Consider the following 13,105-nt stretch of genomic DNA (forward strand, 5'->3'; position numbering starts at 1 on the left):
GATATTACTGATAGACGACATCGAAGTTCTGGTTCGCGCTGGCATAGGCACCAGCAGCCTGCGATGCGCCGACAGTCAGCGAGCCCCCGAAGCGCACTGTCTGGGCGGCGCCAGTCAATGCCAGTGTGGCGGTGCCGGCACCGGTGGCCGTCATGCCGGAAGACTGGGTATTAAGGTTGATGGCAACGGCCATCGTGTCGCCGCCGTTGGCCATGGTGAAGGCCGTCGGAACTGAGATATCGGCGGTCTGGCCGTTGGCGCCCTGGATGGTGAATTCGGCGCGGCTGACGGTGCCAGCTGCAAGGGCAGCGGTACCTGCGGTGACCGAGCGCACGCCGGCTGCGTTGATTTCAACGGTGCTGCTACCGGTGCTGGCGGCGATCTTACCGAAGCTGAGGTTGGTGACTTTGGTCACGGTGATCGCATTGACGATCTCGGCAGTCGCTGTGAAGGTGGCGGTGGCGGCGCTCACAGCGACCGGTGCAAGGGTGAGAGCGCTGATGGTGGCGATGCCGATAACGCGCTTAGTAAAGTTCATTTCATTGTCCCTTATTTCTCAACGGCCCCCCGTTTGAGTAAATAAGAACGATTGATGCATATTAGTGTCAACGGCTTGATTGTGAATCTATTCTTTATATGAGGTCGAATTATTTCAGTGTTGCAGGTGGTCTCTCATTATCGAAATTAATATTTGTACGACAAGATGTTAACCAAGCTGTCGGCAGCTTGTCGAAACTGCATTTTCGGCCAATTCCGCAGAGGTTAGGTGAAATGCGCACATCTTTAAATAGTAAATCAGCGCATGTATCTACGCCTTCTAATTGGCTGTGTTCATTCAAAAATAAACTATTTCGGGTTGGAGAGAATCATGCATTTATGGTATATATTTTTTAACAAAAAGTATAATGATGGGGCTGGTAAGATTTCCAGGTTGTCTGTTTATTGATGTGTGCTTTCGGCGGAAATCATGTTTTAGATTTTCTGGCCGCGTGAAGAGATTGAGTGAATATAACTCCTGATAGACACTTGGTCGTGACTTCGGTCGGCAGGGAATGGGCCGCAAGTCGGTGTTGTTGAGCGGCTGAAGGGTCCATCCACATCAGTCCCCTCAAACGCCATCAAAATCCTGGAAGCTTGCCCCTTACATCGAGCCGTAATCCAAGACGGGGTTCCAGGGTTTCGCGCCCGCGACCAGAGCTTTTTCCAGCAGACTGTCAGCTTCTACCCGGCTTTGGACGGATAGGCAGGTCAGAATTTCGGTCGCCCGATGCGCGTCGCTGATTGGCTGAATGATGTAATCCTTGAACTTCGCTTCGGTCAGCAGCATCGCGAAGATGTTCTTCTCGATGATCATGCAGGTGGCTGTCTCATCGGAAAACTGGGAATTGAATGTAAAGCCTAGAGCACTGAAGAAGCGTTTGGAGGCATCGAGACCCTTGACCGGTAGGTTGACGAAGATCATGCGCATAGGGTGAGCCCTTTCCGTTTGCTGGTTGCTGCCCTGGTGACGAATGAAGCTTTCCGGTTCCGACACCCTTATGGGATGGGATCGGAAAAATACTCGCGCACCGCTGTCAACTTGTCGCGACATTCCAGCCAGGCCGCTCCCAGGTCGGCGATCAGGCGGGCGCGGTCACCATCCCCCCAAGGGCGTGGCGGCGTCTCGATTCTCTCCGTGCACCGGGTCATTTCAGCGGGCGGGCGCGACTTCACCAGGGTTATGACGGGGCTCGGCAGTGGTGGCGGGTTGCTGGAGCACCCAGCCAAGAGCAGCATCGCTGCCAGGCTGGGGGCAGTGATCTTGTGAAGCGACATGGCGGATTTCCTCTTTCAGGCGGGTGAGCTCGCGCATCTGCCGGTGATGCCGGTCGGTGAGCGCATTGCTTAGGGTCTCGGCGCGTCTCTGATCCGATTGCAGGGTCTGCAGCGCGGCGGCATTGAGGTCGGCTGTGAGTTCAGCTGAAGCGATCCGGGCTTTTGCTGTTGCCAACTCCTCGAGGGCAATGTCGTGCGCAGCCTGCGCATGCTGAAGCCGCAGGACGAGCAGGAGCAGCCCGCCCGCGGCGAGCATGAGGCCGATCCCCGGAAGTGAGAGGCGCGACATCAGATTGGTGAAGAGGCTCATCATGAGATATCCCCGTCGCTGATGCGTCCTGTCTTGAAGGCGACATAGCGCCGCCAGGCGTAAAGCGCACTCGCCTGGAACTGGCCGCCGATCTGGGCCAGAAGCAGCGACGGCTCAAACGGTGGCAATCCCAGGAAGTGGCCAAGGATGGTCGCTGCGATCAGCCCGGTGGACAGAATGAGCGCCAGCCACATCGCAAGTTTGGTGAGGGAGAGGATCCTTTGTCCTGGCTCGAGTAAATTAAGAAAGCGCAGGATTGCCATGGGTGGCCTCTTCGATCTTGAGGGTTAGCGGCTGTCCCTGGCAGAGGTCGATCAGGCGGGCAATGGCAGCGCGGCTTTCACCGATGCCAAGTTGACCGCCGATCGATCCGCGCGTCAGGCCGAGCAGGATGCAGCCCTCCACGTCGCTCTTAAGTCCGAGGGTCACGTCGCCAGCGTGATTACCGGCATGGATCAGAATCTGGCTGCGATCTGGAACGGCTGCCAATTCATACATCGGCCGTTCAAACTTGGGAGAGAAGGAGAGGGCTGCCCGATAGCTGCCGGCTGGAATGCAACTGCGGCGCGCGCGATTGTCGCGCCAGGGCAATTCCAGGCTATGGCATGTCCAGCCGTCCTCCAGGGTGAAGCGGCCAAAGGTGCCTAAATCCGTCGAGGCTTCTCGACGAAGCGTTGCGCGCATCATGTCAGAACTTTCGCAGAAGGTAGTTGATGGAGCCGGTGGTGAGGGCTGATCCGAGGAACAGGATGAGCCCCTGTACGAAGGTCACCCGGTTGAGAGTCAGGGCCTGCCCCACCGAGGAGCGGGCAAGGGTCGCAAGTTCGGCGGTGGCGTCGTTGAGGCGGGTTTCCAGAGTGTCGATCTGGGTCTGGAGATGCCGGTTGTCCGACTGATGCTGCACCTCGAGGATCAGTACCTTGTCCCGATTGTCCGCCAGCTTTTCCAGCGTGGTGGTGATGCGTTCCATCCACCGCTCGACGCCCTGAAAGCGTTGTTCGACCTGACTTCGCAACTCGCTGATGTCCGCATGCATCGCTCGGGTTCCTCCGGTCAGTGTTTGATCAGTCATTGCGGTCCCTTTCGGGGGTAAGCAGGTCGACGAGATCCCGTGCTGACCGCTCCTCAAACAGCTCCCCGGCATCGCAGCGATGGCAAAGTGGCGGCCGATTCCGATGCAGGCAGCTCCGGCAATCCTCGAATTTCGTCTCGGCCTTAGGGGGCTTGTTCGAGAATTGGTTCGCTAAATGTTCTTTTTTGAGGGTGGTTTTCACCACCATGGGGTCCTGGGGTCTCCCAGCCATGACGCAATCTCCAGATAGTCATTTATGACTGATTATGAACTGGAGAAAAATGAATCTCAAGCTGAATGATCAGTCAAAAATGACTTGTCATTATCGGGGAGGCCCGGTAATCAGAATGTCACCCTGGGCAATGGCGCCGGGAATGGGAGTGCGCATGACCGAAATGACGATTGCCGATTATCTGGACCGGGCTTTGAGCGAAACGCCAGGCAAGAGCGCGTCAGAACTGGCCCGAATCATCGGCATAAAGCCCAATGGAATTTCGATGATGCGGACCAAGAAGATCCCGGTGCCGATCAAACATCTGCCGATCATTGCCGATTATCTTGGAGTGGATCTGGTCGTTCTGATGCGCCTTGCGCTGGGAACGCTTCTGGGTAACGAAATGCCGCCGGAAACCCGGCAACGGATCGATACGGCGCTTTCCCGGATATGTTCGGCCGAAGAAGCGCTTCTGTTGGAAGTGATGCGGGCGCGTCTTGGGCCTGAAAGTCTGACGACCCTTGATGACGCGCGACGCAACCGACTTGTCGACTCGCTGTTGGCTAATCTTTAGAGCGGCGCTATTCGTACAACTATCTTGCCGAACTGCTGATTCGATTCGAGATGGCGATGGGCGTCGGCTATTTCGTCGAATGGAAAGATCTTGTCGATGACCGGCGTTAGATCCCCCTTTCGCAGACCTTCCAGAATGAAGCGCTTGGCGTTGTCCAGCTTTGCCGGATTGCCCGTGATTTCATGGACGAGATAGCCGCGCAGCGTCAGATTTTTCGCCAACACCTGAGCCAGCGGGTAGGGCGTTGGCTGGCCGCTAAGGCCGCCATAGGAAAAAAGGATGCCGCCCGGTGCCATAGCATCGGCCAAGGGGGTGAAGTTAGGACCCCCGACGGCATCCAGCACGACGCGCACCTGCTTGCCGCCGGTAATCAGGTTGAGGCTGCCCGCGAGATCTTGTTCCTGGCAAGCAATCACATCCGTGGCGCCCTGTTCGCGTAGTGCGGGGACCTTGGCGGATGTGCGGGTGATCGCGATCGGATGTGCCCCAGCCTGTCGCGCTATTTGAATAGCTGCCAGCCCGACGCTGCTGGAGGCAGCGGTAATGGCGATGAAATCGCCGGGGCCAGCTCGAGCGATATCGACAAGAGCGCCATAGGCGGTGAGGTAGGGCATCCAAAGGGCGGCCGCCGCTTCCCATCCGAGGCTTTCTGGGTGCTTCACGACAAGATAGGCCGGAAAATTGATGATCTCGGCATAGGTCGGCCATTGCGCCTGGGAGAGTGGCGGTATCACGCTCACCGCATCTCCTAGTCTGAAGCCGTCGACACCCAGCCCAAGGGAGGCCACTTCGCCTGCGGCCTCGAACCCAAGGCTAGATGGCAGGGCAGGACTTTCCAGATACTGGCCTGCGCGCATCAGGGCCTCGGCGCGATTAAGGCCCAGCGCCTTTACGCGGATCTGAATCTCGCCCGGACCTGGCGGCAAGATGTCCACCTGCTCAATTCGCAGGACCTCCGGCCCACCGAGTTCATGAAATCGGACGATACGGGGCATGGCTTAACTCCAAATCTATAGGAATGAATAAGCTATGCCGTGTCTGCTGTTCGGGATAAATATCGGCTACAAGTCGACACTGATAACCAAGGGTTTTGAATGGATCGGCTAACCAGCATGGCCGTTTTTGTCAAGGCGGTGGATCTAGGCTCCTTCGCGGCGGCCGCCGACGCCTTGGGGATGTCCGGGCCGATGGTCGGCAAGCACGTTCGGTTCCTGGAGGAGCGCCTGGGCGTTCGCCTGCTCAACCGCACGACGCGGCGCCAGAGCCTGACCGACTTCGGGCAGACTTATTACGAACGCTGCCGCCTTGTGCTGTTTGAAGCCGAGGCCGCAGATGCCCTGGCCGCCGATCAACTGGCTGAACCTCGCGGCAGGTTGCGCGTGACTCTGCCGGCACTGTTTGGACGTTATTGCGTCGTGCCGGTTCTGTTGGAATTGGCGCGGAAGTATCCGGTGTTGGAGTTGGATTTATCCTTTGGGGATCGGTTCGACGATCTGGCGGAGGGTGGTTTCGATCTGGCCATCCGTACCGGCGTGCTGGCGGATAGTGCCGGTTTGATCACCCGCCGGGTTGCACGCCAGCCGATGCTCGTCTGCGCCGCGCCCTCCTACTTGGAAACCCAGGGCACACCCGAGAGCCTTCAGGATCTCGCGGGGCATCAGGCAATCCTCTATCGGCGGTCCGGGCGCGCTGCGCCTTGGCTTTTTCCGAACGATGGCGCAGAGGTGGCGGAGATATCTCTGCCCAGCCGTTTCCATCTGGACGATATGGGGGCCATCGCCGATGCGGCGGTGGCAGGCATGGGGTTGGTTTGGCTGCCGTTCTGGCTGGTCCAGGATCGGATCAGGTCGGGCGCATTGCGGCCGGTACTGCGCCGACAGCCGCCCTTTCTTTATGACGTGCATGCCCTATGGCTGCAGACGCCGCATCTGCCCCGGAAAGTAAGGGTGGCTGTTGATGCCTTGGCAGCCGAACTGCCAAAGCATCAACAATATATCGCAGATTATTCGGCAGCGTTTGCGAGCGGGGCGGACTTCAGCTTATAGCCCGGCCAGGTCTTCGGCGTGGCGCGAGCAAAACGCGGGTGAACTTGGAAGTCACTTACCCCCAGTTCCTCGGCTGCCCGCCACACCCAGCGCGGCTCGTCGAGAACGGCGCGAGCGAGCGCGATCATGTCCGCCTGACCATCCTGGAGGATCTGTTCGGCCTGGGTCCCGGTGACGATCATGCCGACCGCCATCACCGGCACACCCGGTGCGGCCTTGCGAACCGTATGGGCGAAGGAGACCTGATAGTTCGGCCCGACGGTGATTTTCTGGGTGGAGGTGAGGCCGCCCGAGGAGACGTGGAGGAAGTCGATACCCGCTTCTTTCAGCAGCACCGCCAGCTTGGCTGCATCGTCAGGGGTGACGCCGCCTTCATCCCAGTCGCTGCCGGTGATGCGGATACCGACCGCCTTATCCTTGGCGAAATTGGCGCGCACGGCGGCCACGACTTCCAGGATGATGCGGGCGCGATTCTCGAAGGAACCGCCATAGGCATCGCTGCGCTTGTTTGACAACGGGGAGAAGAATTCATGCAGCAGATAGCCGTGGGTCGCATGGATCTCGATCAGATCCAGACCCGCGCGGTCCGACCGCTTGGCGGCATCGCCGAAGGCTTTCACGATGCGTTGGATATCCTCGACCGTGGCCTCCTTGGGCGCGGGCCAGGTGCCGTTGAAGCTGATCGGCGACGGGCCGACCGTTTCCCAGCCGCCGTTTTCGGGCGTGATATAATGCGGGCCGATCCAGGGCATATCGGTCGATGCCTTGCGCCCGGCATGGGCCAGCTGGATGCCCAGCTTGGCGTCGGAATAGGTGCGCACACCATCCACCAGGGACTTCAGGACAGCTTCCTGCTCGTCATTCCACAGGCCGGGGCAGGCAGGGGAAATGCGGCCGATGGGCTCGACGCCGGTGGCTTCAAGAATGACGAGGCCATAGCCCGAAGCGGCCTGACTGCCGATCTGCTGAATGTGCCAGGGCTGCATGACACCGTCGACGGCCGCATATTGGCACATGGGTGCCACCACGACGCGGTTGGGGATGGTGATGCCGCCGAGCTGGATCGGCTGGAAGAGCTTTGGTGTTCCTGGGGGCGTCATAAGGGCCTCATGGGATAAAAATCGCTACTGCCGAGAAGATGATATTTTCCATCTGGATGAAAAAGACGCCGATTGGCATTTGTCTTTTTCCTGTTTGGATATAATCTGTCTCTTATGGAGTTACAGGATCTTTCCATGTTCGTAGCCGTAGCGGAAGTGGGCAGCTTCAGTGAAGCGGCGCGCCGCCTTGGCGTCACCCCATCCGCCGTCAGCAAGGGGGTTGCCCGGCTTGAAAGCGGCCTTGGCGTCCGCCTGCTCGCGCGCTCCACCCGGCAGGTGGGGCTGACACGTGAGGGGATGGCGTTTCGTGACCGCTGCCGCCCCATTCTTGCGGATCTGAATGAAGCGCGGGACGAGGTGCTGTCTGCCGGAACGGCGCCTGCGGGTCGCTTGCGCATCAGCCTGCCGACAGCTTTAAGTCAGCGAAAGATCATCCGCGCTTTGCCGGTTTTCCTGAAACGCTACCCGGCTATTCATCTCGATATTTCCACCAACGACCGACCTGTGGATCTGATCGCCGAAGGGGTCGATATCGCGGTCAGGGTGGGGGAGATGGCGGACAGCAGCCTCGTGATCCGCCGCCTCGGACGCCCGCCTTATGCGACCTGCGCCTCGCCAGATTATTTCGCGGAGTATGGGATTCCTCAGACGGTCGAAGATCTGGCAGACCATCAATGCCTTGGCCGTTTCGTCGATCACGTCGGGCGGGTGCGCTCCTGGTGCTTCCGGCAGGAAGGGCGCGAGATGGATTGGGAGCCGGTGGGGGCGATCACCATCGACCGGGCCGAAGGGCTGGGGATTGCCGCACTGCATGGCCTCGGCATCATCCAGGTCAACCGCTATATCGTCGAGGAGGATATAGCGGCCGGGCGTCTGGTGGAGGTGTTGAAGGACTTTGCCCCTGCCGGGTCGCCGTTGCAGGTGGTGCTGCCACCGGGCCGTCAGAATGTGCCGCGGGTGCGGGTCTTCGTCGATTTCCTGGTGGAGCTGTTTGCCGACTGCGACGTGGCCGACTAATCCCGCCGATGCAGTACTTCCGACCAGGCAACGATGCCTTGAGCGTCGGCGACATCCACCGGGTCGCCCTTGGCTTCTGCCTCGGCAAGGTAGCGCGCGCGGGCTTCATCGGTGGTCAGGCCAAAGGCATGGCCAAATTCCAGTAGTTCGGCGCGGTCGGGCTTAAGGGGCGTCAGCCAGTCAAGGATCTTCATCGGGCTTCCTACCGGCGCAGGGCCAGGGCCGCGCCGAAGACGATCATCACGGTGCCAGAGGTCCGATTGACCGCCCGCCCGACTTTGGGATCGAGCAGCCAACGCCGCAGGTGGCCCGCACTATAGCCGCAGACCATCAGGCAGGTCAGTGACAAGCCCATGAAGGTCCCAGCCAGAATCGCAAATTGCGGGGCGAGGTCGGCTTCAGTGCGGACGAACAGGGGGAAGATCGCGGCGAAGAAAGCCATCGCCTTGGGGTTGGTCAGGGCAGTGCCCAGCGCCACGAGATAACGCCGCCCGGCTGACGGCATCATGCCCATGGGCTCCTGCGCTTCGGGCGGCTTGGAGCGCCAGAGCTTAACCCCCAGGAAGACGAGATAACCACCGCCCAGCCAATGCAGAGCTTCGGCGACCCAGCCACCCTGGGCCAGCAACGCGCCCATACCGCCAGCAGCAGCTGCGGCCAGTATCCCAAGGCCGGTTATATTGCCAAGCGAGGAGGCCAGAACGGCGCGCCCGCCGAAACGGACGCCATAATTCAAGGCGAGGATGATGGCTGGACCCGGCGAGATGATCGCCAGACTAGCAACGGCCAGATACCCCAGCCACAGATCGAAAGTCATGCCGTAACGTCGAACCGATTGAGAGCGCGGAAATCATTATAGAGATCCTTCTTACGCTGGATCTGCTCACGCGTCATCGCTGGCCCTTCCTCATCGGCGGTTTTGCGATCCGCCATATCGACCAGCAGGTCGACAGTGCCCATCATGCCCTGCACCTGATCGGATTTACGCTGAATTTCTCGCCAGCGCATCGCGGGGTCGGAGGTGTTATCGACCCGGTAGAGTTCCCGGCTGCCCTGGATCCAGTCACCGCTGACCCGTTCGATCTGGCGGGCAACACGCATGCCGTCCCGCGCCAGACGCCGGATGGCCTTGTCATCCCCCAGGATCAAGGCGGTTTGGGCAGCCTTGCGCAATCCGGCAAGCCGATCCTGGGCCCCGTTCAAGGCGGTATCGGCTAGCATCCGCCGGTCCTGCGCAGCGCGGCGCTTGATTTCCTTGATCTGTAGCTCGGCCTTTACCTGATCGAGCGGCGAAGCGCTGACGGTGGCGGCCTCTCCCTCCAGCGTAATGCGGGGATAGGTTACATCGGCGGGCAGTGTCACCAGCGGCATCATGGCATTCTGCTCCAGAAGCTCGGGCGAAAGAGGGTAGGGCAAGCGATCAGTGTACAGATCGCTGCCCTCGCAGGCTAGAGGGGCCGAAGCCGCCCCCTAAACCCAGAAATCGACCCGGCCCGCCAGGATGTCCTGGGGGCTGCGATTGAGATAGAGTGAGATGAAGGAGCGGAATTTGCCGTCTAGCTCGCCAATCAGTTTCTTGGTCAGATCCTTGATATCGCTGATATTCTTGATCACGCCATTCAAGGTGCGGCTATCGCCAAGGCCCTTGTCGGCCAGGGCGCCGATACGGCCCAGCAGGCTACCCGCCAATTCCCAGACGAACTTCGTCTCGCGCGCCAGCTCCGGTGTATAGGGCGAGATCTCGCCCAGTTCGATCAGCTGTTTGGTGCCCTGGAGCCATTTGTCGGCCCCTTCGCCGATGCTGCGGGCGGTGCCATCGACACGCGACCAGAAGCTTTGGGATTCGGACAGTTTCCCTGTCCGCATGACGCCTTCGTAGGTGTCTTCGTAGTTCTGGACATCTTCACGGGCCTGGGCCAGCGCCTTCAGGCCGTCATTGCGTAGCTTATAGGCTGCCTGAACCTTATCGTTTCGGACCTTTACCGCCGCCAGTTCCTCCAGCGAGCCAGTCATCTTCAGGGGATCCCTGAATTGCGCCGTCTTGGCGGTGGTCGCTGAAAAAAGCGACAGGGACGACTTGTAGGAAAATGCCGTGATCGAGACCATAATGAACACCTTCGCCAGCAGGGATTCTTCCCGCGATTGAAAGAAACGGTCCGGGCGCTTTGCCGTTCATGGCGGTCGCCGCAATCCGCATGCATATCTAAATATCGATACCGTTGGCAGCCTAACAAAAGCCGAAGCGGTTAGGCAAATGGAGTCTTACAGCTTTTGCGTGCGTGCCTGACGGATGATATCGGACGTGTAGAGAGCAAGCCCGATCCAGATGCAGCCAAAAGCCAGAGCGTGACCATAGGTGAAAGCCTCGCCGAAGACGGTCACCGCCAGCAGAAATTGCAAGCTGGGGGAGAGGTATTGGCATATGCCGAGGGTTGCATAATCCAGGCGCTTGGCCGCCGCATTGAAGGCCAGCAACGGGATGGTGGTCACGAGCGATGTTCCCAGCAGCAGGACCATCACGAAGCTATCTGCGGTTCCTGACACTTGCCCGGTTTGCGCCGACACGTAGGCCAGATAGGCAAAGGCGAAAGGCGCTGAGAGCATCGTCTCGAACAAGAGGCCGGTCAGCGGGTCGACCGGCGTCATCTTGCGCACCAACCCATAGACCGAGAAGCTGGAGGCGAGCAGCAGAGAGATCCAGAGGTAATTGCCGCCGCCCGCCAGCATCGCGATGACGCCGACCCCGGCGACCCCGATAGCGATCTTGCGCCGCCCGCTTAGACGCTCCTTCAAAATAAGCGCGCCCAACGCGACGTTGAACAGCGGGTTGATATAATAGCCGAGGCTCGATTCGAGCACATGGCCATTGACCACTGCCCAGAGATAAAGCCCCCAGTTGCAAGCGATAAGCACACCCGAAAACAACATGCGCAGCACGAGCTTGCGGTCGTTGAAGATAGCCTTGAAAGCCTCGATCCGCTGGAACGCCAGCACCAGCACGATCAGCGCGACACCGGACCAGAGGATGCGGTGTGCCAGCATCTCGCCCGCCGGAAAATGTCCCATCATGCGGAAATAAAGCGGCGCGAACCCCCAGCTGCCGAACGCAATGGCCGCGAATAGATATCCGCGCGAAGTTTCGGGGGTGGATGGCATGGGGGATTTTCCTACGGCTCGGTTCGGAAACTGTCTTAGGCCGATCTCACGCCCTTGGGAAGCGCTCAGAACAATCTGGGGTCGAACTGGAAGTCTGGGTCTTCGATGGCGATCTGGATGGCGCCATATTCCGAATGGGCAGGATTGATCAGAAGATTCATCTCGCGCGGTTCGATAATCGACGGCACCCAAAGGCCCAATGCAGTGCCTTTGCGCAGCCACTCTGTCCCGAAATGCTGGGTATAGCCTGCATCCCGCCGCCAGCGTGACCGCTCCAGGCCCAGATCGTCGGCGGCGTTGATGCGTGCGCCCTCCGGCAGATCCAGGCGGATCAGAGCCTGATTGGCCGGTTGGAAGCCGTTGGCGTGGACGCGCTTTTCAAGCTGGGTGAGCGCGCGGCTGGATCCAGCATAGACGACGCTATAGCCGAAGGGCGGCGGCAGATGCCAGCGGCCTGGCGCCAGTGTCGAGCCATAGGGAAGCGCCTGAAGCCGAAGGTCTCCGTTATAGCAGATGCGCCAAACGGAGATGCCCATCAGGCGACGCCACCATATTTGAGGCTGACGAGCATGCCGCGCACCGCTTCTGCACCGAATTCATTGTCGGCATAATCGGCGGGCGGTAGACCGTCGAGCAGCGGATGAGGGCGGCGCAGCCATTCCCGACCCGTCTCGATTGCCCCGAAAACATCGGCGGCGATCAGTTGCAACTGCATGGTGCGTAGTAGTTGCTCGACCGAGGCGGAGGGAAGGGGTTTGCCCTGCTTCTCCCAGCGCCAGAGGCTGGTCCCGTTGGTATTCAGCATCCGGCTGAGTTGGTCCTTGCGCTCGATGCCCAGAACCTCCAGCAGTTCGGCCACATGACCCGCGCTCAGGCCATCGCGGACGATGGTCGCAGCCGAGGCTGGGGCCAGGGTCGGGATTTCCCCTTCACTTGCCACAAAAAGCGCAGGCGCATCCGCCTGCTTCTCGCGCGACCGATCGATCCAGCCCGTGAAGCTGCGGGCAAGAGAGGCAACGTCTTTCCGTTTTGCCGCCAAAGACATCATGGCCTCCATTTGAAATGCCATACCATTTCAAATGTGATGTCGATCCTGGGGCCTGTCAATCCGGCACAAAAAAGGCGGCCCATCGGGACCGCCTTTTTCGTAACGGGTGCCAGAGCGCTTACGAAGCAGCCGCTTCCGTCGCGACGCCCTTGGTGGTGAACATCTCGGTCAGTTCGCCGCTTTCATACATCTCACGGATGATGTCGCAGCCGCCGATGAACTCGCCCTTCACATAGAGCTGGGGAATGGTCGGCCAGCTCGCGAAGTCCTTGATCCCCTGACGGATCGAGGGATCGGCCAGGACGTCGACGCCCTTGAACTTCACGCCCACGTGGTTCAGCACCTGCACGACGGCGGCCGAGAAGCCGCACATCGGGAACACCGGGGTGCCCTTCATATAGAGAACGACGTCGTTCTCGTTGATTTCCTGCTTGATACGCTCGAAGACGGCGGTATCGCTCATAGCTTTATCTCCTGACAGCTTTCCCACACATAGGGCGGGAGAACCGAAAAATCAAACTTCAGCGGGGGCAGAGGTGGAGAGGGCCAGCGCGTGAAGCTCGCCCCCCATCTTACCACGCAACGCGGCATAGACCATCTGATGCTGCTGCACCCGGCTTTTGCCCTTGAAGGCGGTCGAGATGACCTGGGCGGCATAGTGATCGCCATCCCCGCGCAGATCGTGGATCGTGACCTGCGCGTCGGGCAGCGCCTCGCGGATCAACTGCTCGATAACGGCGGCTTCCATCGCCAT

General features: G+C 59.8%; 21 protein-coding genes. 3 read left to right on the top strand and 18 right to left on the bottom strand.

Annotated features, from left to right (window positions below; translation table 11 throughout):
* Positions 1-4 precede the first annotated feature (4 nt).
* The 7 genes from ACFSM5_RS16185 to ACFSM5_RS16210 all read right to left on the bottom strand — a co-directional run bounded on the left by ACFSM5_RS16185 (position 5) and on the right by ACFSM5_RS16210 (position 3,197).
* Positions 5-538, bottom strand: coding sequence for a DUF4402 domain-containing protein (locus tag ACFSM5_RS16185; RefSeq protein ID WP_379877528.1), 534 nt, complete (start codon positions 536-538; stop codon positions 5-7).
* 603 nt (positions 539-1,141) lie between these two features.
* Positions 1,142-1,468, bottom strand: coding sequence for a VOC family protein (locus ACFSM5_RS16190; protein ID WP_379877529.1), 327 nt, complete (start codon positions 1,466-1,468; stop codon positions 1,142-1,144).
* Positions 1,469-1,536: 68 nt separating this feature from the next.
* Positions 1,537-1,776, bottom strand: a complete 240-nt coding sequence (gene lysC / locus ACFSM5_RS22235; RefSeq protein ID WP_465261253.1) for an Rz1-like lysis system protein LysC — start codon at positions 1,774-1,776, stop codon at positions 1,537-1,539.
* On the bottom strand, positions 1,691-2,125 hold the full coding sequence (locus ACFSM5_RS16195; RefSeq protein ID WP_379877530.1) for a hypothetical protein: 435 nt from the start codon (positions 2,123-2,125) through the stop codon (positions 1,691-1,693). The genes lysC and ACFSM5_RS16195 overlap by 86 nt, the downstream gene beginning before the upstream one ends.
* Complete coding sequence (locus ACFSM5_RS16200) at positions 2,125-2,388, bottom strand: hypothetical protein (RefSeq protein WP_379877531.1); 264 nt, start codon at positions 2,386-2,388, stop codon at positions 2,125-2,127. Before ACFSM5_RS16200 ends, ACFSM5_RS16195 begins: the two co-directional genes overlap by 1 nt.
* Positions 2,366-2,809, bottom strand: coding sequence for a DUF5675 family protein (locus tag ACFSM5_RS16205; RefSeq protein ID WP_379877532.1), 444 nt, complete (start codon positions 2,807-2,809; stop codon positions 2,366-2,368). Before ACFSM5_RS16205 ends, ACFSM5_RS16200 begins: the two co-directional genes overlap by 23 nt.
* Before the next feature lie 4 nt (positions 2,810-2,813).
* Entirely contained in the window at positions 2,814-3,197 is a 384-nt protein-coding gene (locus tag ACFSM5_RS16210) for a hypothetical protein (RefSeq protein ID WP_379877533.1), read from the bottom strand.
* Positions 3,198-3,583: 386 nt separating this feature from the next.
* Here ACFSM5_RS16210 and ACFSM5_RS16215 point away from each other — a divergent pair, with 386 nt between their 5' ends.
* Entirely contained in the window at positions 3,584-3,985 is a 402-nt protein-coding gene (locus ACFSM5_RS16215) for a helix-turn-helix domain-containing protein (RefSeq protein WP_379877534.1), read from the top strand.
* On the opposite strand, the gene ACFSM5_RS16220 is transcribed toward ACFSM5_RS16215, so the two are convergent.
* Complete coding sequence (locus tag ACFSM5_RS16220; RefSeq protein ID WP_379877535.1) at positions 3,982-4,980, bottom strand: zinc-dependent alcohol dehydrogenase family protein; 999 nt, start codon at positions 4,978-4,980, stop codon at positions 3,982-3,984. The genes ACFSM5_RS16215 and ACFSM5_RS16220 overlap by 4 nt on opposite strands.
* 117 nt (positions 4,981-5,097) lie before the next feature.
* Between ACFSM5_RS16220 and ACFSM5_RS16225 the strand changes: the two genes are divergently transcribed.
* Positions 5,098-6,030, top strand: coding sequence for a LysR family transcriptional regulator (locus tag ACFSM5_RS16225; RefSeq protein ID WP_379877537.1), 933 nt, complete (start codon positions 5,098-5,100; stop codon positions 6,028-6,030).
* Here the strand turns inward: ACFSM5_RS16225 and ACFSM5_RS16230 are convergent.
* On the bottom strand, positions 5,988-7,130 hold the full coding sequence (locus ACFSM5_RS16230; RefSeq protein WP_379877539.1) for an NADH:flavin oxidoreductase/NADH oxidase: 1,143 nt from the start codon (positions 7,128-7,130) through the stop codon (positions 5,988-5,990). The genes ACFSM5_RS16225 and ACFSM5_RS16230 overlap by 43 nt on opposite strands.
* 114 nt (positions 7,131-7,244) lie before the next feature.
* Between ACFSM5_RS16230 and ACFSM5_RS16235 the strand changes: the two genes are divergently transcribed.
* On the top strand, positions 7,245-8,147 hold the full coding sequence (locus tag ACFSM5_RS16235) for a LysR family transcriptional regulator (protein WP_379877731.1): 903 nt from the start codon (positions 7,245-7,247) through the stop codon (positions 8,145-8,147).
* On the opposite strand, the gene ACFSM5_RS16240 is transcribed toward ACFSM5_RS16235, so the two are convergent.
* The 9 genes from ACFSM5_RS16240 to ACFSM5_RS16280 form a co-directional block, all read right to left on the bottom strand.
* Positions 8,144-8,341: a helix-turn-helix domain-containing protein gene (locus ACFSM5_RS16240; RefSeq protein ID WP_379877540.1), complete on the bottom strand. Its 198-nt coding sequence runs from the start codon at positions 8,339-8,341 to the stop codon at positions 8,144-8,146. The genes ACFSM5_RS16235 and ACFSM5_RS16240 overlap by 4 nt on opposite strands.
* Before the next feature lie 8 nt (positions 8,342-8,349).
* The gene (locus tag ACFSM5_RS16245) at positions 8,350-8,964 is read right to left on the bottom strand and encodes a LysE family translocator (RefSeq protein ID WP_379877541.1); all 615 of its coding nucleotides are present in this window, start codon (positions 8,962-8,964) and stop codon (positions 8,350-8,352) included.
* A complete protein-coding gene (locus ACFSM5_RS16250) occupies positions 8,961-9,563 on the bottom strand; it encodes a hypothetical protein (protein WP_379877542.1) in 603 nt (200 codons plus the stop codon). Before ACFSM5_RS16250 ends, ACFSM5_RS16245 begins: the two co-directional genes overlap by 4 nt.
* A 54-nt stretch (positions 9,564-9,617) precedes the next feature.
* Positions 9,618-10,253: a hypothetical protein gene (locus ACFSM5_RS16255; RefSeq protein ID WP_379877543.1), complete on the bottom strand. Its 636-nt coding sequence runs from the start codon at positions 10,251-10,253 to the stop codon at positions 9,618-9,620.
* Between the two features lie 156 nt (positions 10,254-10,409).
* Complete coding sequence (gene rarD / locus ACFSM5_RS16260; protein WP_379877544.1) at positions 10,410-11,303, bottom strand: EamA family transporter RarD; 894 nt, start codon at positions 11,301-11,303, stop codon at positions 10,410-10,412.
* 65 nt (positions 11,304-11,368) lie between these two features.
* Positions 11,369-11,839 carry an RES family NAD+ phosphorylase gene (locus ACFSM5_RS16265; protein ID WP_379877545.1) on the bottom strand — a complete coding sequence of 157 codons (471 nt, stop codon included), beginning with the start codon at positions 11,837-11,839 and terminating at the stop codon, positions 11,369-11,371.
* Positions 11,839-12,348: an antitoxin Xre/MbcA/ParS toxin-binding domain-containing protein gene (locus ACFSM5_RS16270; RefSeq protein ID WP_379877546.1), complete on the bottom strand. Its 510-nt coding sequence runs from the start codon at positions 12,346-12,348 to the stop codon at positions 11,839-11,841. The genes ACFSM5_RS16265 and ACFSM5_RS16270 overlap by 1 nt, the downstream gene beginning before the upstream one ends.
* A 121-nt stretch (positions 12,349-12,469) precedes the next feature.
* Complete coding sequence (gene grxD / locus ACFSM5_RS16275) at positions 12,470-12,814, bottom strand: Grx4 family monothiol glutaredoxin (protein ID WP_379877547.1); 345 nt, start codon at positions 12,812-12,814, stop codon at positions 12,470-12,472.
* 51 nt (positions 12,815-12,865) lie between these two features.
* Positions 12,866-13,105, bottom strand: coding sequence for a BolA family protein (locus tag ACFSM5_RS16280; protein ID WP_379877548.1), 240 nt, complete (start codon positions 13,103-13,105; stop codon positions 12,866-12,868).

The organism is Lacibacterium aquatile, assembly GCF_042683105.1.
Lineage (GTDB): Bacteria > Pseudomonadota > Alphaproteobacteria > Elsterales > Elsteraceae > Lacibacterium > Lacibacterium aquatile.